This window comes from Betaproteobacteria bacterium, from assembly GCA_016720855.1.
In the GTDB taxonomy this organism is placed as follows: domain Bacteria; phylum Pseudomonadota; class Gammaproteobacteria; order Burkholderiales; family Usitatibacteraceae; genus FEB-7.
The window spans coordinates 71,467-98,043 of the sequence record JADKJU010000001.1 but is presented as its reverse complement, the minus strand read 5'-3'; the positions used below and the strand labels follow the sequence as shown (position 1 = coordinate 98,043).

Genomic DNA, 26,577 nt, shown 5'->3' with positions numbered 1-26,577 from the left:
CAGCGCAGCATTCCCCTCCCGGCTCGGCTAAAATGATCCGCTTTGCACCGCATGGCGCACGCACAAATCCCTGCGCCGAGTATGGGAATTCCATGACCACCCGCACCGCCCCCCCCGCCACAGCGCTTGCTCTCGCCTTCGGCCTGCGCTTCGATGATCTTTACGAAACCGCGGGGCTTGCGCGCCTCGATGCCGGCTTCGTCGCAGCCCTCACGACCGCGAACCCGGACCTGAGCGCGCGACTGACCGCCGCCCGCACTGCTCCCGACTCCCTCGCCGTCAAGGACGAAGCCGAACTCCTTATCGCCGTGGCACCCGTCCTGGATGACTTCATCACGGAGCTCTTCGGCATCGGTCCCGAGGTGGATCGCCTGGTCGCCGCGCACACGGAAAGCGAGCCGCTCTTCCGCGTCAAGCGCAAGTTCGTGCAGCGCCGCGCGATGCTCAAGATCAAGGCCGACGAGGCCGCGACGATCGACGGCCCGAAACTCGAGGCCGAACTCGCCGCGAAGCTCGGCGGGCGCTTCGAGGAACTTGCATTCGCACGCGCCGTACTCGTGTGGCAGGCGGACGAAGCGGCGAATGCAGAGGTCCTCGCGCTGGCGGAGCGCTACAGCGCCTGGGCCGCGCACACGGCCGAGGGCCGCCGCCGCAACCGGACGGGTGTGCTCTTCAAGCCGCCGCAGAAGGTCGAGCCGCTGCACCTCGTGCCCGTGTCCACCGACTCGTCCGCCGGATACGCCGTGCACACGCTGAACCATGTCCGCCGACGCGAGGGCTTTGCGCTCACCGACCCGGGCATGAGCCTCACCGCAGCACTCGGCGAGACCAACTACTGCATCATCTGCCACGAGCAGGGGAAGGATTCGTGCTCCAAGGGACTGAAGGAGAAACCGGACGGGAACGGGAAGGTCGCCTTCAGGAAGAGCGTCTTCGGCGTGCCGCTCGCCGGTTGCCCGCTCGAGGAACGAATCTCGGAGTTCCACAAGCTCCAGAACGAAGGCGTTGCGATCGGCGCGCTCGCGATGATCACGATCGACAACCCCCTCGTGTGCGCGACCGGGCACCGCATCTGCAACGACTGCATGATGTCGTGCATCTTCCAGCGCCAGGATCCGGTGAACATTCCGCAGGCCGAGACGCGCACGCTCAAGGACGTGCTCGGACTGCCTTGGGGCTTCGAGATCTACTCGCTCCTCACGCGCTGGAACCCGCTCAGCCTGCGCCGCCCCCTGCCCCGCCCCGCCACGGGCAAGCGCGTCCTCATGGTGGGCATGGGTCCCGCGGGATTCACGACGGCGCATCACCTCATGAACGATGGCCACACGGTCGTGGGCATCGACGGGTTGAAGATCGAGCCGCTCGACCCGTCGATCTCCGGTGTCGATGCCTCGGGAAGCCGCGTGCCGTTCCAGCCGATCCGCGACATCGAATCGCTCGGCGAACCGCTCGACGACCGCGTGATGGCCGGCTTCGGCGGCGTGGCCGAGTACGGCATCACCGTGCGCTGGGACAAGAATTTCCTCAAGATCGCGCGCCTGCTCGTCGAGCGGCGCGCGAGCTTCGCGCTGGTGGGCGGCGTTCGCTTCGGCGGCACGCTCACGGCCGAGCAGGCCTTCGCCATGGGCTTCGACCACATCGCGCTCGCGGCCGGGGCCGGCAAGCCGATGGTCCTGGATCTTCCGAACGGCCTGGCCCGTGGCGTGCGCACCGCCTCCGATTTCCTCATGGCGCTGCAGCTCACGGGCGCGGCGCGCACCGATTCCATCGCCAACATGCAATTGCGACTGCCGATCGTCGTGGTGGGCGGCGGCCTCACGGCCATCGACACGGCCACCGAGTCGCTCGCCTATTACCCGGTGCAGGTGGAAAAGTTTCTCTCCCGCTACGAGACGCTCGTGGAAGAGCTGGGCGAGGCGCGCGTGAGGTCGGCGTGGCGCGAGGAAGAGCTCGAGATCGCGGCCGAGTTCATCGCCCACGCCCGGGCGATACGGCAGGAGCGCGTGGCGGCCGCCCGCGAAGGCCGGAAGGCCCGCGTGGTGGAACTGCTGCAATCGTGGGGCGGATCCACCATCGCCTACCGCAAGCGCATGATCGACAGCCCCAGCTACACGCTCAACCACGAGGAAATCGAAAAAGCCCTCGAGGAAGGCATCCGCTTCGCCGAGCAACTCACGCCGGTTCGCGTGGACGTGGACCGTTACGGCCACGCGCAGGCTCTCACCGTCCGCGCATCCCCGGAATCGGGTGAGCGCGAGTTCCCGCTTCCCGCCCGCAGTATCCTCGTGGCCGCGGGCACGCAGCCCAACACCGTGCTTGCGCGCGAGGATGCCGGCCACTTCGTCGTGGACGGCCGGTACTTCCGCGCGGTCGATGACGAGGGCAACCCGGTCACCCCCGAGCGATCCGCGAAGCCCGCGATGCCGAACATGCTCCTCTCGCGCGACAGCGAGAATCGCTACATGAGCTTCTTCGGCGACCTGCACCCCTCGTTTTCCGGGAACGTGGTCAAGGCCATGGGCTCGGCCAAGCAGGGCTACCCGGTGGTGAGCCGGGTGCTCGAGCGCCGCCCCTCGCGCCCCGCCGCCGATGCCGCGGCATTCCTCGCCACCATGAACTCGCTGTTGCGCGCGCGTGTTCACCATGTCGAGCGGCTGACCCCGAACATCGTGGAGGTCGTCCTGCACGCGCCGCTCGCGGCGCGGCAGTTCCTGCCCGGCCAGTTCTACCGGCTGCAGAACTTCGAGACGCTCGCCCGGCGGGTTGACGGCACGAGCCTCGCGATGGAAGGCATCGCGCTCACCGGCGCCTGGGTCGACCGCGACCAGGGACTCGTCTCCACGATCGTGCTGGAGATGGGCGGCTCGAGCGACCTGTGCGCGCACCTCCAGCCCGGAGAGCCCGTGATCCTCATGGGCCCCACGGGCGCGCCCACCGAAACGCCCGGCGGCGAGACCGTGGTCCTCATCGGCGGCGGGCTCGGCAACGCGGTGCTTTTCTCGATCGGCGCCGCCCTGCGCAAGGCCGGCTCCAAAGTGCTCTACTTCGCGGGGTACAAGAAGCGCATCGACCGCTACAAGGTCGACCAGATCGAAGCGGCGGCGGACGAGGTGGTCTGGTGCTGCGACGAGGCGCCGGGATTCACGCCGGGCCGCGCGCGGGACAAGTCGTTCCACGGCAACATCGTCGAGGCCATGAAGGCGCATGCCGAGGGCCGCCTCGGGACCGTCTCCATCGCGCTGACTGACGCGGACCGCCTGATCGTCATTGGGTCGGACGCGATGATGGCTGCGGTTGCCGGCGCCCGCCACGGCGTGCTGGCCCCGCACCTCAAGGCGTCGCACGTGGCCATCGGGTCCATCAACTCGCCGATGCAATGCATGATGAAGGAGATCTGCGCGCAGTGCCTGCAGCCGCACCGCGACCCGGTCACCGGGAAGACCTCCTACGTCTTTTCCTGCTTCAACCAGGACCAGGAGCTCGACCGGGTGGATTTCCCCGGCCTTCGCGCGCGGCTCGGACAGAACTCCGTGCAGGAGAAGCTCACGGCGCTTTGGATCGACCGGTGCCTCAGACGCCTGGGGCTTCGCGCGGGAGCCTGACCGGCTGCCGTTCGGGCATTGGCCCGGCTTGATCCGGGAGTGCCGGGAGAGCACACTGCAGCGCCTGCAGCAGAACCCAGGCCAGTCTGGACGGGGAGGCATACACATGCATCACCCGCATTCCTGGATCCCCGCGTTCATCGCTGCCATGCTGGGGGCCACGTTCGCCCATGCCGTCGCACCCGCGATCAGCGCCGGCAATCACCACAGCGTCGCCTTGAGCGCGGACGGCACGGTCCGGACCTGGGGGGACGATTCCACCGGGCAACTCGGGCTCGGGCGCACGCTCCAGTCCACCACCCCGGCCGCCGTGCTCGGTGTTTCCAGCGTGGCGCAGGTGAGTTCGGGGCAAAATCATGTCGTTGCACTCCTGCGCGACGGCACCGTCTGGGCCTGGGGCGCCAACAACGTGGGACAGCTGGGCGACGGAACCGTCACGAACCGCTCCACGCCGGCCCCTGTGGAAGGCCTCGCCGGCGTGATCGCGATTTCCGCGGGTGGGGATCACACGCTCGCCCTGAAGGGCGACGGAACCGTCTGGTCCTGGGGCGTGAACTATCACGGCGAGCTGGGATACGAGGAGAGCCTGCGCAAGCCGGTGCAGGTGCCCGGGATCTCCGACGTCACCGCGATTTCGGCGGGAGGCGCCCACAGCCTCGCGCTCAAGCGCGACGGCACGCTTTTGGCGTGGGGGCGGAACGACGCGGGGCAGTTGGGCGACGGCACGTTCAGCACGGATTACACGGGCCGAACCATGCCGAGCCCCGTGATCGGATTGTCCGGCGTGATCCGCGTCGCGGCCGGAAACGAGCATAGCGTCGCGGTGACGGCCAACGGCTGGGTCTACGCGTGGGGCAGCAACTACAGCGGGCAGGTGGGAGACGGCCTGACGGCCGACCGTTCCTCGCCGTACCTCGTGTCCAGCGGCCTTGCCGCGAAGGATGTGGCGGCCGGCGACGACCATACCTTGTTGCTCCTTCAGGACGGAAGCGTCTATGGCTGGGGCGGCGGCTATTCGGGCCAGCTGGGCGATGGACGCAATACGCCATCGACCACACCGGTTCGGGCATCGGGGCTCGCCGGCGTGACGGCGATCGCCGCAGGCAACTACTTTTCGGTCGCGCGAACCGCAGACGGCTCCGTCTGGACCTGGGGCAACAACAGCTACGGACAGCTGGGCGACGGGATGACAGACAACCGGGGGGAGCCGGTGCGGGTTGCGGCGATTCCCCCCGCGGCCACAATCGCCGCCGGCGGCTATCACGCCTTCACTGTTTCCGATGACGGTTTGGTGCGCGCCTGGGGCGCGAACGACTTCGGTGAACTCGGCGATGGCGTACGGCCACTGCGAACGACGCCTGCCATCGTTCCCGGCGCGACGTCGGTCACGAAGATCGCGGGCGGGGGCAGCCATACGCTGGCGCTCAAGTCCGACGGTACCGTTCTCGCCTGGGGAGGCAACGGCCTCGGGCAACTGGGCGACGGAAGCCGGATCAGCAGGTCCACACCGGCTCCGGTGACCGGGCTCGCCGGCGTGAAGGATGTCGGCGCGGGGTATTACTCCTCGTTCGCGCTCAAGTCCGACGGAACCGTGTGGTCCTGGGGCTACAACTATGGGGGCCTTCTCGGCCGGGGCAGCGATGTCGACGAATTGAACCCGGCGCAGATCCCCGGGCTCGCGGGCGTCAGCGCATTCTCGGCGGGACCCTCCCATACGCTGGTGCTCATGGGCGACCGGACCGTCCGCGCCTTTGGAGGCAATGGCGCCGGCGAGCTCGGCGACGGCACGACGATCAACCGCGACGCCCCCGTGCCGGTGGCCGCCCTGACCAACGTGATCGCCGTCGCGGCGGGAGGCGGGCATTCCCTCGCGTTGCGGAGCGATCACACGGTATGGTCGTGGGGCCTCAATTATTCCGGAGAGCTAGGGGACGGCACGAACATCGATCACGGGATTCCCGCTCCGGTTCCCGGGCTGACCGACGTCGTCGCGATCGCCGCGGGTGACTCCTTCTCCTTCGCGATCCGCAGCGACGGCACGGTATGGGCTTGGGGCGCGAATTGGGATAGCCAGCTGGGTGACGGGTCCGGCTACAGCCAGACGAGCCCCGTCGTGGTGACCGGAATTGCCGCCATCGTCGGGGTATCCGGCGGCGGCGGGGGCGCCATGGCCCTCAAGGCGGACGGCACGGTCTACGCGTGGGGCAAAAACGTCGACGGGCGCCTGGGCGACGGGACCTTCGTCACTCGCGATCTACCCATCGTCGTCATCCGGGACGACGGCACCGGGAGCATCGAGGCGAACAACTGGTTTCTCGACCTGAACCCCGCGATCACCAAGGTGATTCCGTCACAGAAGATTCCCGTGTTTCTCCTCGTCGCGTCGAACGCGGGCGGCGACGTCAAGGCGAACCTGCAGTTCCGCCAGCAGGACCAGGGCACGACCGGCAGCGTCTTCGTTTTCGCTTCGGCGCCCGCGGATGTCGTGCGATCGGCGAAAGGCGGCGAGGCGCCCCTGGTGGTGGGCAGGACGGTGTCGCGCGATGGCCGCAAGGACGCCGCGGTGGCGTGCGTGCTGGCCCAACTCACCTCGACCGGGCAACTGCAGGCGGTCACCGCCTCGAGCCTGCAAGCCTACGTGACCGGCGTGCTCTCCGCGCAAGGACAGGCGGTGAACATCATCAACGGTGCCGTGACCGCGAATATCGGAGGCGCCACCTTCTACGTGGGGTATGGATCGAACGCCTCGGCGATGCTCAGTGGCGGCTTGAATCGCGGCGTGGCCAGCGTCGCGGGCAATCGTGAATGCAAACCGCAGGCCCCGCAGACCGGCTGGTGGTGGAACGCCGCCGAGGGCGGCCGTGGCTACTCCGTCGAAGTGGCCGGCAATCACATCTTCTTCGCCGCCTTCCTCTACGACGACACGGGGCGCTCCAACTGGTACGTGGCCACCGGCAACACCTCGCTCGACGGCTCCCTCTTCACCGGCGACCTGCTCAAGGTCACCGGCGGGCAGACGCTCACCGGTGCCTACAAGCCTCCGAATCCGGTGCAGAGCGCGGGCCCTTTCACGCTCGCCTTCTCCGATGCTTCCAACGGGACGATGGTGTGGCCCGGCGGAACGGTCGCCATCGAGCGCTTCAACATCATTCCGGGCGGACTCGCCGCAGCTCCCCAGGCCAATGTGCCGGAGTCGGGCTGGTGGTGGAACCCGGCGGAGAGCGGCCGCGGCTTCTTCATCGAGTGGCAGAACGGGAGCGCCGACCTCGCCGGCTACATGTACGACGAGGCGGGCAACCCGGTGTGGTACCTGTCGCTCTTCCCCACGCCCAACCCGCGCACCTTCAGCGGCAACTGGTGGAGCTACGCCAACGGGCAGACGCTCATGGGCGCGTACAAGCCCCCCACCCTCCCCCCGAGCACCGTGGCGCCGGTCACGGTGCAGTTCGACACGACCACCACCGCCACCATGACGTTGCCGGACGGACGGCAGCTTCCCCTCACCCGGCACCGGTTCTGAAGGTCTCGAGGGTGGCGCACTCACGACTCAAGGCTTGCTTAGCGCGCCTCGGGTCGCGAAACGCATGAGCGTCTCACTAAGCGCAGTACGGATCACGTCGCGATTCGTGTCACCCCTACCCGGAGGTGAAGTCAATGAAAGTTCTCAGCGGGCTGGCGCACGGGATTATTGGTGTTGAGCTATTTCTTTCGGCAACCAGCGGAGCGCTGGTCATGCTTACTGGTACAGGCGCCGCGTACGCGCAGAGCACACCAAGTGCCTTTGCCGGACCTTGGCGTGGCGTGATCACGAACGTCGAGCAAATTTCGTGCAACGGCTCGACTACCACCTACGCGTTCACGCTGCCGTGGTCCGGGACGGTCTCCGAATCTGGCGAGTTCGAAGGCATTTGGGGCCTGGCGATCGCCACCCGAAATGGAGCTCCGTACTCGATGGCGCAGCCCTCCGGGACTCCTGCGTGGTTCGTCCAGTCCGACGGCTCGGCCGCTTCCGTGTACGGGGATCACGAGGCCAATGGCGCAGTCAATTGCGATCTGACCGCGCAATACTCGGCATCGCCATCGCTTGCGATGAGCGGCGACCAGCGCTGTCCACCGCAACCGTTCGTGAATTCGCCCACGGGGGAAACCTGCACCAACACGATCCACCTCAGCGTCCAGGGAACCGGAGCGCCGCCCGTCTTCCCGATGGTCGTGACGGGGAGCATCGGTCCCACGGTCTCGAACATCACGGCCGCGATCCAGTACCGTCCGGAGGATGTCGGCAGGCAGGGCAGCGTCTATTCGTTCGCCATGGCCCCGTCGGACCTCGTGAAGGCGGCGCCCGCCAATGCCTCGCTGCCTCCCCTGGGGTACGCGAGGAAGTCCGACGGCACCAAGGATACGGCGATCGCCTGCGTCCTCGCCCAGCTCGATTCCTCGGGCCAGCTGCAGGCGGTGTCCCCCTCCAGCCTCCAGGCCTATGTCACCGGCGTCCTCTCCTCGCAGGGCCAGGCGGTAAGCGTGATCAACGGCGTGGCCACGGCCAACATCGGAGGCGCCACCTTCTACGTGGGCTACGGCACGAACGCAGCAGCCATGTTGAGCGGGGGCCTGAATCGCAATGTGGTCACCGTCCCCGGTGCGCGTGAGTGCAAGCCCCAGGCCCCGCAGACCGGCTGGTGGTGGAACACCACCGAGGGCGGTCGCGGCTACTCCGTCGAAGTCGCCGGCAATCACATTTTCTTCGCCGCCTTCCTCTACGACGACACGGGGCGCTCCAACTGGTACGTGGCCACCGGCAACACCTCGCTCGACGGCTCCCTCTTCACCGGCGACCTGCTCAAGGTCACCGGCGGGCAGACGCTCACCGGTGCCTACAAGCCTCCGAATCCGGTGCAGAGCGCGGGCCCCTTCACGCTGGCCTTCTCGGACGCCTCCAACGGGACGATGGTGTGGCCCGGCGGGACGGTCGCCATCGAGCGCTTCAATATCATTCCGGGCGGACTCGCCGCAGCTCCCCAGGCCAACGTGCCCGAAAGCGGCTGGTGGTGGAACCCGGCGGAGAGCGGCCGCGGCTTCTTCATCGAGTGGCAGAACGGGAGCGCGGATCTGGCCGGCTACATGTACGACGAGGCGGGCAACCCGGTGTGGTACCTGTCGCTCTTCCCCACGCCCAACCCGCGCACTTTCAGCGGCAACTGGTGGAGCTACGCCAACGGGCAGACGCTCATGGGCGGGTACAAGCCCCCCACTCTCCCCCCGAGCACCGTGGCACCGGTGACGGTACAATTCGACACGACCACCACCGCCACCATGACGTTGCCGGACGGAAGACAGCTTTCGCTTACTAGACACCGCTTCTAGCCCGCGCGCCGGGAGGATGACCAGAATGCACAGCGTCTTCGCCCGCCGTCTTGCTCCCACAGCCGCCGCCCTCTTCCTGGCGCACTCCGCAATCGCAGCCGATTCCGTCGCCGAGATCGTCAGCCTGGAAGGCAAGGGCGAAGCGCGCGAGGCCCGGCAAGTCGCCTGGTCCCCCGCCAAGGTCAAGCAACCGCTTTTCCCCACCAACTTCGTCCGCACCCTGGACCTCTCCCGCATGGGCGTGCTGCTGGCCGAAGGCACGCAGGTCCGACTGGCTCCCAACAGCGTGCTGCAGATCAAGAGCGCGGCCAAGGGAACGGATGCCAAGACGATCCTCAACCTCAATGCGGGCCGCAGTTGGGTGCAGTCGAAGTCCGCGCCCCGCGGGCTTGTGATGGAAACGCCTTCGGCCGTAGCGGCCATCCGCGGCACCGATTGGGAGATGGTGGTCGATCCGGATGGGCGCGCCACGCTGTCGGTGCTCAGCGGAGAGGTGGACTTCTCGAACGACTTCGGCGCGCTCGTGGTGCAACGCGGCGAGCAGGCGCGCGCTGAAAAGGGCAAGGCGCCGGTCAAGCTGCAGGTGACGGTCTCGCGCGAGCGCGTGCAATGGGTATCGTCGGTCCGCGCCGACCCGGACAGCTTTGAAGGCACGCGCGGGCTGGGCATGGCCGAGGCATACGCGCGGCTCAAGCGTTACGCGGATTCGGGGGCACAGCGGCCCGCCGAAGCCGACCTCCTGCTCGCGGATTTCGAAGCGTACCGGGGCGACATGCGCGCGGCCACGGAAGCAATCGACCGGGGCCGGGCACGCAACCCGAAGGACGAGCGTTTCGCCGCCGCCCTCTCGCGCTACGCCCTGCTCGAAGGCGAAAGCGCGAAGGCGCTCGCCATCGCGCGCGAGGCTGCAAAGCGCGCGCCCGACTCGCTCGACGCCTGGCTCGCCGTGTGCGAATCAGCGCGCCTCGATGGCTACGCCGACGAAGCCGCGAGCGCCTGCCAGCGGGCGATCGATCTCGCCGCGGGCGACCCGCGCGGCTGGCTCGGTCTGGGCATCGTGGAGGAAGAGCGCAACAATCTGCGCCCGGCCCTCGACCACCTGGGCAAGGCCGTGGCGCTCGACCCGGCAAACGCGAGCGCGGTCGCAGAGGATGGCACGGCCTCCACCGCAGCCGGCGCGCTCGGCCGCGCACGCGCGAGCTTCTCGAAGGCGCTCGACCTGCAGCCCGACAACTACGTTGCGCTGACGGGCCTGGGCATCCTCGAATTGCGACTGGGCAATCGCGAGGCGGCCACGGAAGCGCTCCTCAAGGCGACCCTGATCGAGCCGCGCTATGCGCGCGCTTACGCCTACCTTGCCGCAGCCTACTATCAGGACGGGCGTCGCGAAGCGGCCGCCGACATGCTCAAGCGCGCGGCCGAGGTCGATCCCAGGGATCCGCTCCCGTACGTACTCTCCTCGATGGTCCGGATCGACGCGATCGATCCCGTGGCCGCCGCGGCGCAAGGGCGCGAGGCGCTCGTGCGCCTGCCGTTCCTCAAGTCGCTGGACGCGGTCGCCGACAACCAGAAGGGCGTGGCCAACGTGGGCAACGCACTGGGCTACATGGGCCTGGAGGCGTGGGCCAGCAGTGCCGCGCAGGAGTCCTACCTTCCCTTCTGGGGCGGCAGCCACCTGTTCCTCGCCGACCGCTACCCTGGCGAATACAGTCGCCGCTCGGAACTCATGCAGGGCTTCATCACCGATTCGCTCGCGTTCGGCGCCTCGAACCGCTTCCAGGCGCTCGTGCCCGCACCGGGGAATCACGCAACCGCAACGCTTCGCTACACGCGCAGCGACGACATCTCGCTCACCGAGCCCGTGCTTTCCGTGAACGGGATCGTCGGCGATGGCGCGCAGTTCGCCTACTTCCTCGAGGGGATCGACACGCACATCGACCCGCGCAACACCGCGTTCGAGGCGCGCGCGAAGACCTACACGGTGGCGCTGGGCGCGAAGCCTTCCTACGACCTCTCGTTCTTCCTCTATGCCAACCGCCTGTCCGCAGACGTGGACATCGGCAAGCAGGACGTTACGGGCCTCTTCAGCCGGATCGACGGATCCGTCGGTCGCATCGACGTGGGAGCGCGGTATTCAATTTCGGCCAGCGACGCGGTCTGGATCAAGGCGGGCGCCGGACGCGAGGACTCGAACCTGGACCAGTCCACGAACGTGTACCTGCCCAACCAGACGCTCGTCCGCGCCTCCACCTTCAACACGCGGCCCGATAGCCGCGATGCAGGCGCGAGATACACCGGAAGCTTGGGCAAGCTCGTTGAAATCACCCTGGGCGCGGAATACGCGCGCGTCGAATCGCCGCGCACGCTGGCGCAGGACTCCACGCTGCACTTTGTGGGCACGCCTTCGCTGCAGCAATACCTCGACCAGAACGACATCGACCGTTCCGAAGCGGTGAACGTACTCGCCACGATGGGCCGTGGATCCCTCGTGGGGGAACTGGGCTTCGTCTGGCGCGACTACCGCAAGGACCGCGACATCTCGGTCACGAGCGCACAGGGAACGACGTCGTTTACCGACGATTATCACAAACGCGGTACCGACCCGCGCGCGGGTGTCGTCTGGAGGCCCCGGGAAGGAAACATCGGGCGCCTCGCCTGTCTCAAGTGGTTGCGTCCCGCCGCGCTCGACACGCTGCAGCCCGTCGCCGTCGCGGGAATCCCGGTGGAAACCCAGCTCGTCTTTCCCGGCGGCGACCTGCAGCAATGCCGCGCGCAATGGGAGTGGACGATTTCGCCGGTGTCGTTCGTCGCAGCGCACTACGACTATGTGAACGTGAACAACCTCGTCTCGCCGCTGGATGGTGTGCTCAACACGCGCGCGGACGTGACGAATCTCGATCGCCTGCGCAACCGCGTGCTCACGCCCCCCACGCGGCCGGACGAACTGGAAGACACGCCCGTGTTCGGTGAGGGCAAGGTCCGGCGCGCCCAGGTGGCCTACGAGCGCACGATCGGCCGCGGCGTCGGGATGCGGCTTCACTACGAATACGCCGACAGCGAGAACACGTCGTCCGCCTTTGCCGGCAAGCAGGTCCCCTGGATCCCCCGCCAGCATGCCGACGTGGGTGCCACGTGGGCCCCCGGCTGGCATACCTTCGTCACCGTGGCCGGCGCGTGGCGCAGCCAGCGCTACTCCGATGAAGCCAACAACGTGGTCGTGCCCGCGGGCTGGGACGCGCGATTCAACGTGTACATCGAGAGCGCGGACAAGCGCTGGTCGGTCGAGCTCTACGGCTTCAACCTGCTCAAGAAGGAAACGTCGGACGCCTTTGGCGTTGCCGCGAGCTGGCGCTTCTGACGGCCCGGATGCGCCGCTTTCTCGCCGCCCTCCTCGCGTTCCTTCGCATGCCCGCCGGAGAGCGGGCCGCCCCGGTATCCCTTCGCGTCTGGCTCGGCATCGCGGCGGCGGTGTCCGCGACAATGGTGGCGCTGTCGTTCACCGGCGCCGGTCTCGGGCTCGAGCAACGCGGCTTCGACGCGCTCACCGTGGCCACCGCTCCGATGAAGTCGCGCCTGCCGATCACGATCGTCGGCATCGACGAGGCTTCCTTCGCGCAGATCGGCCGCCAATGGCCGTGGCCGCGGAGCCTGTACGGAAAGCTGATCGACCAGCTCAAGCGTTCCGGCGCCCTGATCGTCGCGTTGGACGTGACGCTTTCCGAGGTCTCGACCGAGGAGGAGGACCGCGCGCTCGCGCAGGCGATCCGCGACAGCGGCAACGTGGTGATCGCCTCCACCATGGCCTACCAGGAAACCGCCTACGTTCGCCAATGGATCCGGATGGACCCGATCCCCGCCTTCGTCGCCGCGGGAGCGTCGAAGGGCCTGGCGCACGTCGACCTCGACAGCGACGGTGTGATCCGGCGGGTGCCGGACGGCGAGGACGTTTTCTGGAAGGCCATCATCGATCGCGCCAACATGCTGTCGCCAGGCATGCTGCCAACGCCTGTCGTGCCGTCCGGCGCCATGGTCCGCTACGTGGGGCCGGACCACACGTTTCCCTACGTGTCCTTCTACCAGGCGCTCAATGCCGATACCGACCTGCCCGCCGGGGCGTTCCAGGACCAGATCGTCCTCGTGGGCCGCGACGTGCAGGCAAGCCTGGATGCGCGCGCCGCGCAGGCCGACCTTTTCTTCACGCCGTTCACCGCGCAGACGCGCGGACTCACGCCCGGCGTCGAGATCCACGCCAACGTCCTCGAGGGGGCGGTGGCCAACAACCTGATCGTTCCCGCCTCGCTTCCCTGGCGCCTTGCGCTTATTGTGGCCGGTTCCCTCCTCGCCTCCGCGCTGCTGCGCCGCTGGCGCCCGCTGCCGAGCCTTCTCGTCGTGATCCTGCTGTGCGCGGCGCTCGCGGGCACATCCTATTGGCTGTTCGCCGATCGCTCGACGTGGCTTCCCGTCTCGCTCGCCATCGCGGGCGTGCTCATCGCCTATCTCGTTTTCGGCGCCATCGCCTTCATCGGCGAGCGCCGCCGCCGCTCGGAGATCCGTCGCGCCTTCGCGCTCTATGTCTCCCCCGAGGTCGTGGACCACATGCTCGCGCAGCCCGACCGCCTGAGGCTGGGAGGCGAGCGCCGCACGATCACCGTGCTCTTCACGGACCTGGCCGGCTTCACCACCATCACCGAAAAGCACGGGCCTGAGCAGGTGGCCCAGGTGCTGCAGCAGCACTTCTCGCGCGCCTCCGCCATCGTGAAGCGCCGTCAGGGCACCCTCACGCAGTTCATCGGCGACGCGATCATGGCGCTGTGGGGCGCGCCGCTCGACGACGCGGACCACGCCACCAATGCCTGCCTGGCGGCCCGCGAGATGCAGGCCGACATGGAAGACCTGCGCGCGAGCCTCGCCGAGCAGGGCCTGCCTCCGATCCGGATGCGCGTCGGCATCCACACGTGCGAGGCGGTCGTAGGCAACCTCGGCGCGGAGGACCGCTTCAACTACACGGCGCTGGGCGACGGCGTGAATCTCGCCTCGCGCCTCGAGGGAGCCAACAAGCTCTTCGGGACCCCGATCCTCCTGAGCGGCGCCACGGCACAGCGGCTTCCACCCGGGATGCCGCTGCGGGAAGTGGGCCGCATCATCGTCAAGGGCAAGAGCAAGCCCGTGGACGTCTACACGTTCGACGAGGACGCGGAGGTGCGGACGATGACGGCCGCGGCTCTCGCGGCGTTCGGCCGGCAGGATTGGGATGCCGCGCAGGCTGCCTTCCGGGGCCTGCTCGCCAAGCGCGACAGCGACGGCGTGGCAACCCACTACCTGGCGTGGATCGAGGCCCTGCGGCGCGATCCACCGGGGCCGGATTGGGACCGGGCCGAGTCCCTGGACAAACTGTGATGCTCTCTTGCGATTGGCGGGTTGGAGACGGGACGTCGAGGCCATGCCCGGCAGCAGGGCTTTCATTCCCGCTCTCCTTAGCGAAAAACGGGGGCGGCTGACTGACCGGGTGCGCCGCCCCGGGGCACTCTGCTTCGTTCGGCTTCCGGTCAGCCGATGCGCACGGGCACGAAGATCCTGGTTCCGTCACGCTGGATCAGCAGCGCCACCGACTTGCTGGACTTGGCCAGGACTTCGCGAACCTGGTCGACGCTTCGGGCTGGCGTGCCGTTCACGGCAACCAGGACATCGCCGGCCTGCACACCGGCCCTCGCCGCGGGGCCGGCGGCATCCTCGACCAGCAGCCCGGTTTCGACATCGGCCTCCTTTTTCTCCTGGGGTTGCAGGGCGCGCAACGCGAGGCCGAGCTTGCCCTTGCCAACAGCCTCGTCGGCGTTGGCGACCTTGGCCGCCTTGTCGCCGGAGTCGGCGAGCCTGGCCGTCACCTCCTCGCGCTTGCCCTGCCGCCACAGCTCGAGCGTGACTTTCTGGCCCGGGGTCGCTTCCCCGATGATCGACGGCAAGTCCCCGGAGGAAATGATCGGCTGGCCATCGACCTTGCGAATCACGTCGCCCGGCTTGAGCCCGGCCTGGTCCGCCGGCCCGCCCTTGTCGACGCTCGACACGAGCGCTCCCTCGGGCTTGTCCAGCTTGAACGAATCGGCAAAGGTCTGGTTCACCTCCTGGATGGCCACGCCCAGGCGGGCATGGGTCGCCTTGCCGGTGGCGACGATCTCGTCCTTGACCTTCGTCGCCATGTCGATCGGTATCGCAAACGACAGGCCCTGGTAGCCGCCGGTGCGGCTGTAGATCTGCGAGTTGATGCCGACGACCTCGCCGCGCGCATTGAACAGCGGCCCGCCGGAGTTGCCGGGATTGACCGCCACGTCCGTCTGGATGAACGGCACGAAGCCGTCGTCCGGAAGCGAGCGTCCCTTGGCGCTGACGACACCAACCGTCACGCTATTGTCGAATCCGTACGGCGAGCCAATGGCCAGCACCCACTCTCCGACGCGCAGGTCGCGCGCGCTGCCGATCTTCACCGTGGGCAGGTTCTTCGCATCGATCCTGAGCACGGCCACGTCCGTCTTCAGGTCCGTGCCCAGCACCTTGGCCTGGAACTCGCGGCGATCGGTCAGCTTGACCGTCACGTCCTTCGCGTTGCGCACGACGTGCGCGTTGGTCAGGATCAGTCCATCCGAGCTGATGATGAAGCCCGACCCCTGGCCGCGCGCGGGCATCTCCTGCGGGCCGGAGGAGCCTTCGCCTGGCACGCCGAAGCGCTTGAAGAACTCGTAGAACGGATCGTCCGGATTCATTCTCGAACGGCCATGCTGGCGCCCGGCCGGTTCGTCCATCGCCGTCCTGGTCATTCCGCTGACGCTGATGTTCACGACGGCGGCTCCGTTCTGTTCGGTGATCTGCGAGAAGTCGGTCAGGGCCATCGGGGCAGTGGCACTTGCCGGCACCGAAGTGGCCGCGGAAGCAACACCGGCGCGGGCGTGGGTGCTGCCGAAAAGGCCGCTCTCCGCTGCGCCGAATGCGCCGGCCATGCCGATGACGCCGGCCGCCACGAGGGCGACAACAACGTGTTTGAGAGTGAAGATGCGAGCGTTCATGAGAGATCCTCCAATGGGGTTGCAGGTCGGTACGCGTTCAATATGCGTGCGGACACTTAGACGGCGCTTAAGCAGCCGCTCGCGGCCACCATGCGCGGCGACCGGTCTCAGCGTCCAGTCGGAAACCGCACCTGCGCGCGAACACCCCCGAGCCGTGTCGAACGGCCGAGTTCCAGCTCTGCACCATGCAGGTCCGCGATGGACTTCACGATCGAAAGTCCCAGGCCGCTGCCCGTGGTCTCGCTGCCCTCCAGCCGGTAGAAGCGATCCAGGACGCGCTCGCGATCCTGCTCTGGAATTCCGGGACCGCTGTCGTCCACGCTGAGCACCAAGGCATCGGCACGGCGTTCGACCTCCAGATCGACTCGCCCGCCCGGGGGCGTGTACTTGATCGCGTTGTCGAGCAGGTTGCGAATCAGGATGCGCAGCGCCTCCGGGTGCCCGTCGATATCGCCTTCGTCGGCTCGGCCCAGGCCCAGATCGACCCCGCGAGCGTGCGCCGCCGGCGCGACCTCGGCCACCGCCTGACCGGCCATCTGCGCCAGGGCGACCGCCTGTGGCTTGGCGCCCGAGGCCAGGTTCGCCTGCTGGCGTGCCAGCGCCAGCAACTGCTCGACCAGCCGCGTTGCCCGGTCGATGCCGGCGCCCACGCGGCTGATCGCCAGTTCGCGGGCGGCGTCGTCGGGCGCCCGCTGCAGGCCCAGGACCTGGAGCTTCAGTGCGGCAAGCGGCGAGCGAAGTTCGTGCGCCGCATCCGCGACAAAGCTCTTCTGGGCGTCGAACGCATGGCGCACGCGCCCGAAGAGGAGATTCAATTCGTGCACCAGGGGCCGGATTTCGTCCGGCAGGCCGACCTCGCTCACCTCGGTAAGATCGTCTGCCTGGCGCTGCGCCACCTGACGGCGCACCCGCGACACGGGGGCAAGCGAGATGCTGACCACCCACCACGCCAGGAGCATGAGCAGCGGCGCGACCACGGCCACCGGGCCCACCGTCCGCAGCGCAAGTGTTCGCGCCATCTCACTTCGGATCGTCATGTCCTGCGCGATCTGGATGACCCGGCTGCGGGTCTGCATCGAGAACACGCGGTACGTGCCGCCTCTCGCCTCCACGGTCGAGAACCCCAGGATCGCGCGCTGGGGCAGTTCGGCTCGCGCCGCCGACTGGAAGACCTTCAGGCCGTCGGAAGTCCAGACCTGGACCACGAAGTCGAAATTCTCCTCGTCGCCGGCCTCGTTGGCCCCGGCCGCCGCTGCATCCGCCGGCAGGCCCGAACGCAGCGCCATCGCCATCTGCTGCATGTGGTAGTCGAAGATCTCATCCGCCTCGGCGCGCGCGGTTCGGTACACGATGGACGCCTGCATCACCGCCGTCAGCAGGATTGCGGCAAGGAGGAGCCACAGCAGGCGCGCGCTCAACGAGTGGGCGGCATTCATGCCCATGTTCACGCCTTGGGCACCATGTAGCCCACGCCGCGGACGTTCCGGATCAGGTCGGCGCCAAGCTTCTTGCGCAGGCCGTGAATATAGACCTCGACGGCGTTGCTGCTGATCTCGTCCTTCCAGCCATAGAGCTTGTCTTCCAGCTGCGCGCGCGACAGCACCATGCCCGGCCGCGCCAGGAGCGGCTCCAGAACCGCCCATTCGCGCGCCGACAGCGCCACGGGCCGGCCGCCGATGGCGACTTCGCGGGTCGCCGGATTGATGCTCACGCCCTTGTGCTCGTAAACCGGCTCTGCCCGGCCGGCCGCACGCCGCAGCAGCGCCCGGATGCGGGCGAGAAGCTCGTCGAGATCATAGGGCTTGAGCACGTAGTCGTCCGCGCCGGCGTCCAGGCCCTCGACGCGCTGCTGCACCGAATCGCGGGCGGTGGCGATCAATACCGGTATGCGCTCCTTGCGCGAACGCAGCGAACGCAGCACCGCCAGGCCATCGCGGCGCGGCAGGCCGAGGTCGAGCAGGACGAGGTCGTAACCCTGCGCGCGCAGCGCCGTCTCGGCCATCTCGCCGTCCTTGACCCAGTCGACGGCATAGTTCTCGGCGCGCAGGAGATCCAGAACGGCCTCGCCGATCATCACGTCGTCTTCGACCAGCAGGATTCGCACGGGTCAGACCATTCCGCGTCCGGTCAGCGCAGGTCCACCGTGCCGCCATCGCGGCCGGAAGACTGCCAGCTTCGCCACCCATGTCTTGCATACGCCCAGGCGAGCGTGGCTGCCGCCGCGCCCAGCAGCCCGAGAAGGACCAGGGAACCCGCCAGCCAGAGCAGCGGCAACGCGACGACAATCAGCGCCGTCGTGAGCGCTGCGCGAACCGCGCTGCGCCAGCGCGCTCCCGGAGTGACGTCGATCACGCGCCGAGACGCCCGGTAATCGTGGAAACGTCTTTCGATCATCGCGATCTCCCTGCCCTGCGCGGCGCCCCGCACGGCGATGTGGCCTCCGGCGCGGTGCCGGGCTCCTGGGTCATTTCGACGCGCCGGACGATTCGAGTGATCGGCCGGGGCATCACCGAGCGATTGCATGGATTCACGGATCGATTTCCTGCCATTGACGCCGAGGTTGCATCCCGAAGGGTTGCGGCATCTCGTCGGAAAGTACTTTATGAGACGACCCTTAAAGGAACCTTAAGGCCACCGCCATCGAACTAATCCTGACCGCCCGCGTCAATCGAGACTGGGTCAGGGGCCAATTGTCTTCCGCGGAGCCGTTGGCGACAAGGGATGAGGCGCCCATGGCCCCACGGGGCACACACAGGGACTTTCATGCAGACCCGAATCATCGTCGTCTCCAACCCCCATGGCCTCCATGCGCAAGCGTGCGCGCGCATCGTGAACATTGCAAAGCGCTGCCGCTGCAGCTTGTCGCTGGTGGTCAACGGGCGCCGCGCGAGCGCGCGCAACATCTTTGCCGTCATGCTCCTGACCGCCGTGATGGGCGTATCGGTGCGGATCGAGGCCAACGGTCCAGAAGAGGATGCCGCCATGCGGGAGATCGCCCAGCTGTTTCACGACGGCTTCGGCGAGCGCCGTTAGCTGCCGGAGCTGCCCTGGCGCCTGCCAGCCCCCTTAAGTGTGGCCTAAGCAACGGGACTCACCGTGAGTGCGTGGACAAGCCCCTGTCCCACCCATTCACCCATGACCCAAGGAGCTGACATGAAGACATCGAGAAAACCGAACGAACTGGTCGCCACCGGATTTCATCGCGGGGCGATCGTCCTGAAGCCCGTCTTCAGGATTGCCGTCCCCATGGTCGTCGCTGCGTTCGCCTGTGGAACTGCATATGCCCAATCCACGGCGACAACGCAGACCTCGGACACGAGCCGCGCGGTGCAGGGCGACAGAATGCAGATCAAGGCCGACGAGGCCGCGCTATCCCAGGAGCGCCAGAATCTGAAGACGGACAAGAAGACGCTCGAAGCCGATGCCAGGGCGGGCCGCATGGCGGCGACGTCCGATGACGCCGAGACAGTCTATCGGGACAAACTGGCCATCAAGGGCGAAGCGCAGGCGATCAAGGCGGACAAGCCCGCAACGCCGCAGATGAAGACCGACGAAGCCGCATTGGCGCACGACAGGAAGCAACTGCGCGCGGACGAGAAGGCACTCGAGGCCGACACCACGGCAGGCCGGATGGCTGCAGTGTCCCGTGATTCCGAATCCGTCTATCAGGACACCCGGGCCATCAAGGGAGAAAAGCGGGATCTCGCGACCGACAAGGCGAATCTCAAGAGCGACCTGAAGAAGCAGGGCCACCCGGAGGCTTCCTGATTCTGGCCTTCCCGGAACTCCCCTGATCTGTGTGGGCCGGCGCACGGACGGCGCCCGGCCGGAAGCACAGATTGGATCCGAAGACTGTCCACAGCAAGGAGTACCCAAATGCAAAAGGACGAACCCAGCACCACAGTCGCGATATTCCCTGAACACCAGGGCGCGGAGGCCGCGGTCAGGAAGCTGGCCGGGGCCGGAATCGACATGAAGCACCTCAGCGTGGTCGGCAGGGGATACCACATCGACGAGAAGGTCGTGGGCTTCTACAACACGGGCGACAGAATGAAATTCTGGGGCAAGCGCGGGGCCTTCTGGGGCGGCCTCTGGGGCTGGCTCGTTGGCGGCGTGTTCCTCTTCGTTCCCGTCATCGGACACGTCGTCGTGCTGGGATACCTTACCGCCGCGGTGATCGCCGCCATCGAGGGAGCCGTCGTGATCGGCGGGCTGAGCGCCCTGGGCGCGGCTCTCTACAGCAGTGGCATTCCGAAGGACACCGTGATCGCCTACGAGACTGCCCTGAAGGCCGACAAGTTCCTGGTGATGGCGAGCGGCCCGGCAGAAGAGATGGCGCGCGCCAGGGCGATCCTGAGCACTCTGAATGCCTCGCGCGTCGACCTGCACGAGAGCCATGTTGCCGCGCAATCGGCGAAGCACGCGGCGTGAGTGTTCGTCGGAAATCCGCGCCGGCGGCTTACCCGCTTGCCAATGGCCGCTGGCGCGGTCCGTAACAACTCAGTGTCGTTCGCTGCCTCATACGCACGAGAGGAGTATCCATGTTTGATCTCAAGGTCGGACAGGAACTGGAAGTCCAGCTTCCGCTGGGCTTCGAAGGCAAGGTCATCCCGGAGGGAGCGCGAGTGCGCGTCGGCGTCATCATCACGGAGTTCTTCGAGCCCAACGTGACGCTCGTGACGCTGAACGGCAAGCCGCCGGAGACCCTGACATTGCCAAAGCACACCGTGATGCTCAATTGCCGACCGGCGCCGTGAGTGCGTCGAGTATCGCGCAGATCGGGAGGTGGCACGAGCTTCAGCCGGGATGAGCCTGGTTCGCTGCGGCCGTGTCCGCGAGCAGCAGGGCCCGGCTCTGGCGCACCCGCCCTGCGGGAATCGAGCGGTCGGCGTCGCACAGTCGCGCGAGCATTGCCGCCTTGTCCGCGCCGGTCACGAGCCACAGGATGCGCCGCGCGCGATCGAGCGTCGGGTAGGTCAGGGTCATCCGACGCCTCTCCCGGTAAGGCCCGGCGAGCGCCACGTCGTCGGCGATGTTATCCAGCACCGGGTCGCCGGGCACCAGCGACGCGGTGTGGCCATCGGGTCCGAGCCCGAGGTGGATGAGATCGAGCACCGGCGGCGAACCCGCGAGTTCGCGCAGCATCCTGGCATAGCTGGCCGCCGCCGCCTCCAGATCGGTCGCCTCCACCGGCATCGCATGAACTTGCGCGGGCGCGAGCGGGGCATGCGCAAGCAGGCTTTCCGCCAGGTGTGTGAGGTTGCGCTGCGCGTCTCCGGCGGGTGCAACGCGCTCGTCGACCTGCATGACGTGCACGCCCGCCCAGGGCATGTCTTCCTGCGCCAATGCCCGCAGCATGGCCCAGGGAGTGCGGCCGCCACTGACCGCCATGACGAAGCGGCCCCGTGCGTCAACCGCGGCGCGCGCATCCGCAGCGACCAGCCCCGCAGCCCGATGCGCCACGGCGTCGGGATCGGCGAGCACTTCGATCTTCATCATCAGCCGGTGACGACCGGGTTGCGCCAGCCGCCCGGCGGCGACACGCTGTCGTCAGCCGGCAGTGGGCCCCAGGTGCCGGGCTCGTAGGCGTGGACCGGAGTGCCCGCCTTGAGCACGGGATCGACGATGCGCCACGCCTCTTCCACATAGTCCTCGCGCGCGAACAGGGTCCGGTCACCGGCCATCGCGTCGCCCAGCACCCGCTCGTAGGCGTCAATCTGGGCGCCGTCGGGCCGGTGGCTCGCGAGCAGCTCCGTCTGCTCGCCTATCATCCGGTCCTTCGGGTCCATCACCGTGGCTCCGATGGCGAGGGTCATCTCCGGACTGATCCTGAAGCGCAGGTAGTTCGCCTTGCCGGCGCACCCGGCAAACACCCTGGGCGCGCGGCGCAGCGTGACGACAGCCTCCGTGCAGGTCACCGGCAGGCACTTGCCCGCGCGGATGTAGAACGGCACGCCGGCCCAGCGCCAGGAATCGATATCCAGCCGCAATGCCGCGAAAGTCTCCCGCGGCGAGTCGGCCGCGACGCCGGGCTCCTGCAGGTAGCCGCGAAACTGGCCGCGCAGGAGATTGGCCGGCTCGATCGGCCGGATCGACTTGAGCACCTTGACCTTCTCGTCGCGCATCGATTCGGCGTCGTCGCGCGCCGGCGGCTCCATGGCGAGGTTGGCCAGCACCTGGAACAGGTGGTTCTGGACCACGTCGCGCATCGTGCCGACCTGGTCGTAGAAGGCACCGCGGCCTTGCACGCCGAAATCCTCGGCCATGGTGATCTGCACGCTCTTGATGAACTCGCGGTTCCAGAACGATTCGAGGAACGCGTTGGCGAAGCGGAAAAAGACCAGGTTGTGCACCGGCCGCTTGCCCAGGTAATGGTCGATGCGAAAGATGTGCTCCTCGTCGAAACAGCCGAGCAGTATCCGGTTCAGATCCCGTGCCGTGGCGAGATCGCGCCCGAACGGCTTCTCGACCACGACTCGGGCGCCTTCGGTGCAGCCCGACTTGGCCAGTTGCTCGACCACCACACCAAACAGCGCGGGCGGGATCGCGAGGTAATGCGCCGGCCGGTGCGCGGCGCCGAGTTCCTTGCGCAGCGCCTGGAACGTCGCCGCGTCGCCATAATCGCCGTCCACGTAGCGCAGCAGCTCGCTCAGGCGCGCGAACGCGGCGGCATCGAACACGCCGTTCCTTTCGATGCTGTCGCGTGCGCGCGCCTTGAGCTGGTCAAGGTTCCAGCCTGCCTTGGCGACGCCGATTACCGGCACGTCGAGGTGGCCGCGCTTGATCATCGCCTGCAAGGAAGGAAATATCTTCTTGTAGGCAAGGTCGCCGGTGGCGCCGAAGAATACCAGCGCGTCTGATGGCTGTTCGTTCATCGCTTTCGCACCCCCGTCGATCTATTTTCCGGCGGGCAACTCGTGATGGCCGCCGAACTCGTAGCGCATGGCGGACAGCAGTTTGTCCTGAAAATCCGCCGCCCCGCGCGAGGCGAATCGTTCGTAGAGCGCGGTGGTCAGCACCGGGGCGGGCACGCCTTCGTCTATTGCCGCCTTCATGGTCCAGCGCCCTTCGCCAGAATCGGAGACGCGCCCCGTGAACTTCGCCAGCGCCGGATCCTTTGCCAGCGCGCTCGCGGTGAGGTCGAGCAGCCAGGACGAGACGACGCTGCCGCGGCGCCAAACCTCGGCGATGTCGGGCAGGTCGAGCTCGTACCGGTAATGCTCGGGGTGGCGCAGCGGTGTCGATTCCGCGTCGATCGCATGCGTCTGCGCCCCAACGTTCGCCGCGCGCAGCACGTTGAACCCCTCGGCGTAGGCGGCCATCAGGCCGTATTCGATGCCGTTGTGGACCATCTTGACGAAGTGACCCGCCCCGTTCGGGCCGCAGTGCAGGTAGCCCCGTTCGGCGGTGCCGATGGCCCCTTCCCGCCCGGGGCTGCGCGCGATGTCGCCGATGCCGGGAGCGAGCCGCGCGAGGATGGGATCGAGATGCTGCACGGTCGCAGCTTCGCCGCCGATCATCATGCAGTAGCCGCGTTCCAGGCCCCAAACGCCGCCGCTGGTGCCGACGTCGACGTAATGGATGCCCTTCGGGGCGAGTTCCTTCGCACGGCGGATGTCGTCGATATAGTACGAATTGCCGCCATCGATCAGGATGTCGCCCGGCTCGAGCAGCGGCACCAGGGAGGCGATGGTTCCGTCCACGGCGGCGGCAGGCACCATCAGCCACAGCGCGCGCGGCTTCGCGAGCTTCTTCACCAGGTCGGCAAGGGTGGAGGCGCCGACGGCCTTTTCCTTGACAAGTTCGGCCACCACCAGGGGCGACACGTCGAACACCGCGCAGTCGTGACCACCCTGGATGAGCCGGCGCACCATGTTCGCGCCCATGCGGCCGAGTCCTATCATTCCGAGCTGCATAGTGAGTTCCTTTCGATGAATGGCTTGCGAAGGCGATTGCCCGCGCCACGGTCCTGGCGCGCCGGGACAACATCGTCGCGTACGAATCGCGGCGGCCTGTCACCACGATGCGGAACGCAGTTGCCGCGGCCGATGCTCATCCCGGCGACCGCTTCATTTTGCGGTACAGGCGAATCAGCGCGTTGGTCGAACTGTCGTGCGCGAGCCTGGGCTCGGCCGCGCCCTCGAGTTCGGGGACGATGCGCTGCGCCAGCACCTTGCCCAGTTCGACGCCCCATTGGTCGAAGGAATCGATATGCCACATCACGCCCTGCGTATGCACGCTGTGCTCGTACAGCGCGACCAGGCTGCCCAGCGTTGCCGGCGTCAGCCGCCTGGCCAAGATCGTGTTGGACGGCCGGTTGCCCTCGAACACCCGGTGCGGCACCAGCCAGTCCGGGGTGCCTTCCGCGCCGACTTCGTCCGCCGTCTTGCCGAACGCGAGTGCCTCGGCCTGGGCGAACACGTTCGCGAGCAGGATGTCGTGGTGCCGGCCTAGCGGGTTGAGCGACTGGGCGAAAGCGATGAAGTCGCAGGGTATGAGCCGCGTTCCCTGGTGGATCAGCTGATAGAAGGAGTGCTGGCCGTTGGCGCCGGGTTCGCCCCAGTAGATCGGCCCCGTGTCGCGCTCGACCGGCTTGCCGTCGAGCGTCACGCGCTTGCCGTTGCTTTCCATGGTGAGCTGCTGCAGGTAGGCGGGAAAGCGCTTCAGGTACTGCTCGTAGGGCAGCACCGCGACCGTCTGCGCGCCGAAGAAATTGTTGTACCAGAGCGCGAGCAGGCCCATAAGCACCGGCAGATTGCGCGCGAACGGCGCGCTGCGATAGTGCTCGTCCATTTCATGAAAGCCATCGAGCAGCGCGCGGAAGTGCCCGGGCCCGATCGCGAGCATGGTGGACAGGCCGATCGCGGAATCCATCGAATAGCGGCCGCCGACCCAGTCCCAGAATCCGAACATGTTGGCGGTGTCGATGCCGAATGCGGATACCTTGGCGGCATTGGTGGACACCGCGACGAAATGCTTCGCCACCGCCCTTTCGTCCCCGTCCAGCGCGCGCAGCAACCACTCCCGCGCGGTGTGCGCATTGGTCATGGTCTCCAGCGTGGTGAACGTTTTCGAGGCGACGATGAACAGCGTTTCGGCGGCGTCGAGGTCGCGCGTGGCCTCGGCGAAATCGGTGCCGTCGACGTTGGAGACGAAGCGGAACGTCATGCCGCGATCGCTGTAGTGCTTCAGCGCCTCGTAGGCCATGACCGGCCCGAGGTCCGAGCCGCCGATGCCGATGTTGACCACGTTGCGAATGCGCTTGCCGCCATGGCCGGTCCACGCCCCGCTGCGCACGCGCGCGGCGAAGGCCTCCATCCTGTCGAGCACCGCATGCACCGCGGGCACCACGTTCTGCCCGTCGACCATGATCGAGGCGCCGCGCGGCGCACGCAAGGCCACGTGCAGCACGGCGCGGTTCTCGGTGACATTGACGCGCTCGCCGCGGAACATCGCCTCGATGCGCGAGCGCAGGCCCGACTGCTCCGCGAGCGCCACGAGCAGCTTGATCGTTTCGTCGGTGATGCGGTTCCTGGAGTAGTCCAGCGTCAGGCCCGCCGCCTCGATGGTCATGCGTTCGGCGCGCGCCGGATCGCCGGCGAAGAGTTCGCGCAGGTGCAGGTCGCGGATTTCCCGCTGATGCTGCGCCAGCGCCTTCCACGCGGCGGATGCTGCTTCGACGGCGGCCGTCATTTCCATGCGCCTTTCACGGGGGGCTGACCGGGGCGCGTACGCCGGTGCAGGCTGCGCCTGCCTCCCGCTGCCTTCTGCCAGAGCCGGAATCCGCCCAGGAATGCGTTGGCATTGTCGCCGAGCCGGCAGCCGAGGGGCGGCTCGGCGAGCTTCTTCGAATTGCCGCCGCCAATGACCACGTCGTCGGGCTCGAGGGCGGCGCGCAGACGCTCGACGACGGCGACGACATGCCGCCGCCACTTCTTCTCACCCAGGCGCTCCAGCCCGCGCAGCCCCACATAATCCTCATAGGTGCCCTTCCGGTAGGGCAAATGGCCCAGTTCCATGGGCTCGACCACGCCTTCCACGATCATCGCCGTTCCGAGACCCGTGCCCAGGCCCAGGAACAGCATCCTGCCTCCCTGGTAGCTGCCCAGGGCCTGCATCGCGGCATCGTTGACGACCTTGGTCGGACAGCCGAATGCCGCTTCGTAGTCGAATGCGACCCATCCTGTCCCGAGGTTGTGCGGTTCGGCCACCGGTCGGTTGCGCAGCACCGGTCCCGGATACCCGATCGCGACCGCGTCGTATTTCCAGTTCCCTGCCAGCTTCTTCACGCCGGCAACCATCTGCCTGGCCGTCAGCTTCGGCCCGGAGGCAAACTCCCGCGATACGGCCTGCCCGGTGGCCAGTATCTTCACATGGGTGCCGCCCACATCGACTGCCAATACGTTCATGGCTCGCCCTTTACGCCCGTCAGCTCGTTCCAGGATTCTACAAAGGACGCCGCGCCTTCGTCCTGCAGCCCGGCCGCCAGCTTTCAGCCGCCATCCAGGCGGGCCGACAAGCCGCAGACTTGAACCCGCACCTTACCTCGATGTCGG

18 protein-coding genes are annotated in these 26,577 nt (G+C 67.5%); 9 read left to right on the top strand and 9 right to left on the bottom strand.

Features of this window, described 5'->3' with window-relative positions; all coding sequences use genetic code 11:
- Positions 1 to 92 precede the first annotated feature (92 nt).
- The 5 genes from IPP91_00385 to IPP91_00365 all read left to right on the top strand — a co-directional run bounded on the left by IPP91_00385 (position 93) and on the right by IPP91_00365 (position 14,363).
- Positions 93 to 3,602, top strand: a complete 3,510-nt coding sequence (locus IPP91_00385; GenBank protein ID MBL0140557.1) for an FAD-dependent oxidoreductase — start codon at positions 93 to 95, stop codon at positions 3,600 to 3,602.
- A 106-nt stretch (positions 3,603 to 3,708) separates the two neighbouring features.
- Entirely contained in the window at positions 3,709 to 7,122 is a 3,414-nt protein-coding gene (locus IPP91_00380) for a hypothetical protein (GenBank protein ID MBL0140556.1), read from the top strand.
- Between the two features lie 212 nt (positions 7,123 to 7,334).
- Positions 7,335 to 8,966 carry a hypothetical protein gene (locus IPP91_00375; protein ID MBL0140555.1) on the top strand — a complete coding sequence of 544 codons (1,632 nt, stop codon included), beginning with the start codon at positions 7,335 to 7,337 and terminating at the stop codon, positions 8,964 to 8,966.
- A 25-nt stretch (positions 8,967 to 8,991) separates the two neighbouring features.
- Positions 8,992 to 12,324, top strand: coding sequence for a FecR domain-containing protein (locus tag IPP91_00370; protein ID MBL0140554.1), 3,333 nt, complete (start codon positions 8,992 to 8,994; stop codon positions 12,322 to 12,324).
- 8 nt (positions 12,325 to 12,332) lie between these two features.
- Entirely contained in the window at positions 12,333 to 14,363 is a 2,031-nt protein-coding gene (locus tag IPP91_00365) for a CHASE2 domain-containing protein (GenBank protein MBL0140553.1), read from the top strand.
- A gap of 149 nt (positions 14,364 to 14,512) precedes the next feature.
- Here IPP91_00365 and IPP91_00360 read toward each other — a convergent pair whose 3' ends face one another.
- The 4 genes from IPP91_00360 to IPP91_00345 all read right to left on the bottom strand — a co-directional run bounded on the left by IPP91_00360 (position 14,513) and on the right by IPP91_00345 (position 18,415).
- Positions 14,513 to 16,021 carry a DegQ family serine endoprotease gene (locus IPP91_00360; GenBank protein ID MBL0140552.1) on the bottom strand — a complete coding sequence of 503 codons (1,509 nt, stop codon included), beginning with the start codon at positions 16,019 to 16,021 and terminating at the stop codon, positions 14,513 to 14,515.
- Between the two features lie 107 nt (positions 16,022 to 16,128).
- A complete protein-coding gene (locus IPP91_00355; GenBank protein MBL0140551.1) occupies positions 16,129 to 17,463 on the bottom strand; it encodes a sensor histidine kinase N-terminal domain-containing protein in 1,335 nt (444 codons plus the stop codon).
- Positions 17,464 to 17,465: 2 nt separating this feature from the next.
- On the bottom strand, positions 17,466 to 18,125 hold the full coding sequence (locus IPP91_00350) for a response regulator transcription factor (GenBank protein MBL0140550.1): 660 nt from the start codon (positions 18,123 to 18,125) through the stop codon (positions 17,466 to 17,468).
- Between the two features lie 23 nt (positions 18,126 to 18,148).
- Positions 18,149 to 18,415, bottom strand: coding sequence for a hypothetical protein (locus tag IPP91_00345; protein ID MBL0140549.1), 267 nt, complete (start codon positions 18,413 to 18,415; stop codon positions 18,149 to 18,151).
- Between the two features lie 369 nt (positions 18,416 to 18,784).
- On the opposite strand from IPP91_00345, the gene IPP91_00340 reads away from it, so the two are divergent.
- The 4 genes from IPP91_00340 to IPP91_00325 all read left to right on the top strand — a co-directional run bounded on the left by IPP91_00340 (position 18,785) and on the right by IPP91_00325 (position 20,778).
- Positions 18,785 to 19,054: an HPr family phosphocarrier protein gene (locus tag IPP91_00340; GenBank protein MBL0140548.1), complete on the top strand. Its 270-nt coding sequence runs from the start codon at positions 18,785 to 18,787 to the stop codon at positions 19,052 to 19,054.
- A gap of 120 nt (positions 19,055 to 19,174) precedes the next feature.
- Positions 19,175 to 19,789: a hypothetical protein gene (locus IPP91_00335; protein MBL0140547.1), complete on the top strand. Its 615-nt coding sequence runs from the start codon at positions 19,175 to 19,177 to the stop codon at positions 19,787 to 19,789.
- 108 nt (positions 19,790 to 19,897) lie between these two features.
- Positions 19,898 to 20,452 carry a DUF1269 domain-containing protein gene (locus tag IPP91_00330; GenBank protein ID MBL0140546.1) on the top strand — a complete coding sequence of 185 codons (555 nt, stop codon included), beginning with the start codon at positions 19,898 to 19,900 and terminating at the stop codon, positions 20,450 to 20,452.
- 110 nt (positions 20,453 to 20,562) lie between these two features.
- Positions 20,563 to 20,778 (top strand): hypothetical protein, encoded by a 216-nt coding sequence (locus IPP91_00325; GenBank protein MBL0140545.1) that lies wholly within the window; start codon positions 20,563 to 20,565, stop codon positions 20,776 to 20,778.
- Between the two features lie 40 nt (positions 20,779 to 20,818).
- Here the strand turns inward: IPP91_00325 and pgl are convergent, their stop codons facing one another.
- The 5 genes from pgl to IPP91_00300 all read right to left on the bottom strand — a co-directional run bounded on the left by pgl (position 20,819) and on the right by IPP91_00300 (position 26,430).
- Positions 20,819 to 21,520, bottom strand: coding sequence for a 6-phosphogluconolactonase (gene pgl, locus IPP91_00320; GenBank protein MBL0140544.1), 702 nt, complete (start codon positions 21,518 to 21,520; stop codon positions 20,819 to 20,821).
- Positions 21,520 to 22,896 (bottom strand): glucose-6-phosphate dehydrogenase, encoded by a 1,377-nt coding sequence (zwf, locus tag IPP91_00315; protein ID MBL0140543.1) that lies wholly within the window; start codon positions 22,894 to 22,896, stop codon positions 21,520 to 21,522. Before zwf ends, pgl begins: the two co-directional genes overlap by 1 nt.
- Before the next feature lie 21 nt (positions 22,897 to 22,917).
- Positions 22,918 to 23,937 carry a decarboxylating 6-phosphogluconate dehydrogenase gene (gene gnd / locus IPP91_00310; protein MBL0140542.1) on the bottom strand — a complete coding sequence of 340 codons (1,020 nt, stop codon included), beginning with the start codon at positions 23,935 to 23,937 and terminating at the stop codon, positions 22,918 to 22,920.
- 136 nt (positions 23,938 to 24,073) lie between these two features.
- The gene (pgi, locus tag IPP91_00305; protein ID MBL0140541.1) at positions 24,074 to 25,714 is read right to left on the bottom strand and encodes a glucose-6-phosphate isomerase; all 1,641 of its coding nucleotides are present in this window, start codon (positions 25,712 to 25,714) and stop codon (positions 24,074 to 24,076) included.
- A complete protein-coding gene (locus IPP91_00300) occupies positions 25,711 to 26,430 on the bottom strand; it encodes an ROK family protein (GenBank protein ID MBL0140540.1) in 720 nt (239 codons plus the stop codon). The genes pgi and IPP91_00300 overlap by 4 nt, the downstream gene beginning before the upstream one ends.
- Positions 26,431 to 26,577 lie beyond the last annotated feature (147 nt).

Bases quoted from the DNA above. Each gene is read 5' to 3' on its own strand.
- IPP91_00385 (MBL0140557.1), top strand. From the start codon at position 93: ATGACCACCCGCACCGCCCCCCCCGCCACAGCGCTTGCTCTCGCCTTC.
- IPP91_00380 (MBL0140556.1), top strand. From the start codon at position 3,709: ATGCATCACCCGCATTCCTGGATCCCCGCGTTCATCGCTGCCATGCTG.
- IPP91_00375 (MBL0140555.1), top strand. From the start codon at position 7,335: ATGCTTACTGGTACAGGCGCCGCGTACGCGCAGAGCACACCAAGTGCC.
- IPP91_00370 (MBL0140554.1), top strand. From the start codon at position 8,992: ATGCACAGCGTCTTCGCCCGCCGTCTTGCTCCCACAGCCGCCGCCCTC.
- IPP91_00365 (MBL0140553.1), top strand. From the start codon at position 12,333: ATGCGCCGCTTTCTCGCCGCCCTCCTCGCGTTCCTTCGCATGCCCGCC.
- IPP91_00360 (MBL0140552.1), bottom strand. From the start codon at position 16,021: ATGAACGCTCGCATCTTCACTCTCAAACACGTTGTTGTCGCCCTCGTG.
- IPP91_00355 (MBL0140551.1), bottom strand. From the start codon at position 17,463: ATGGGCATGAATGCCGCCCACTCGTTGAGCGCGCGCCTGCTGTGGCTC.
- IPP91_00345 (MBL0140549.1), bottom strand. From the start codon at position 18,415: ATGATCGAAAGACGTTTCCACGATTACCGGGCGTCTCGGCGCGTGATC.
- IPP91_00340 (MBL0140548.1), top strand. From the start codon at position 18,785: ATGCAGACCCGAATCATCGTCGTCTCCAACCCCCATGGCCTCCATGCG.
- IPP91_00335 (MBL0140547.1), top strand. From the start codon at position 19,175: ATGAAGACATCGAGAAAACCGAACGAACTGGTCGCCACCGGATTTCAT.
- IPP91_00330 (MBL0140546.1), top strand. From the start codon at position 19,898: ATGCAAAAGGACGAACCCAGCACCACAGTCGCGATATTCCCTGAACAC.
- IPP91_00325 (MBL0140545.1), top strand. From the start codon at position 20,563: ATGTTTGATCTCAAGGTCGGACAGGAACTGGAAGTCCAGCTTCCGCTG.
- pgl (MBL0140544.1), bottom strand. From the start codon at position 21,520: ATGATGAAGATCGAAGTGCTCGCCGATCCCGACGCCGTGGCGCATCGG.
- zwf (MBL0140543.1), bottom strand. From the start codon at position 22,896: ATGAACGAACAGCCATCAGACGCGCTGGTATTCTTCGGCGCCACCGGC.
- gnd (MBL0140542.1), bottom strand. From the start codon at position 23,937: ATGCAGCTCGGAATGATAGGACTCGGCCGCATGGGCGCGAACATGGTG.
- pgi (MBL0140541.1), bottom strand. From the start codon at position 25,714: ATGACGGCCGCCGTCGAAGCAGCATCCGCCGCGTGGAAGGCGCTGGCG.
- IPP91_00300 (MBL0140540.1), bottom strand. From the start codon at position 26,430: ATGAACGTATTGGCAGTCGATGTGGGCGGCACCCATGTGAAGATACTG.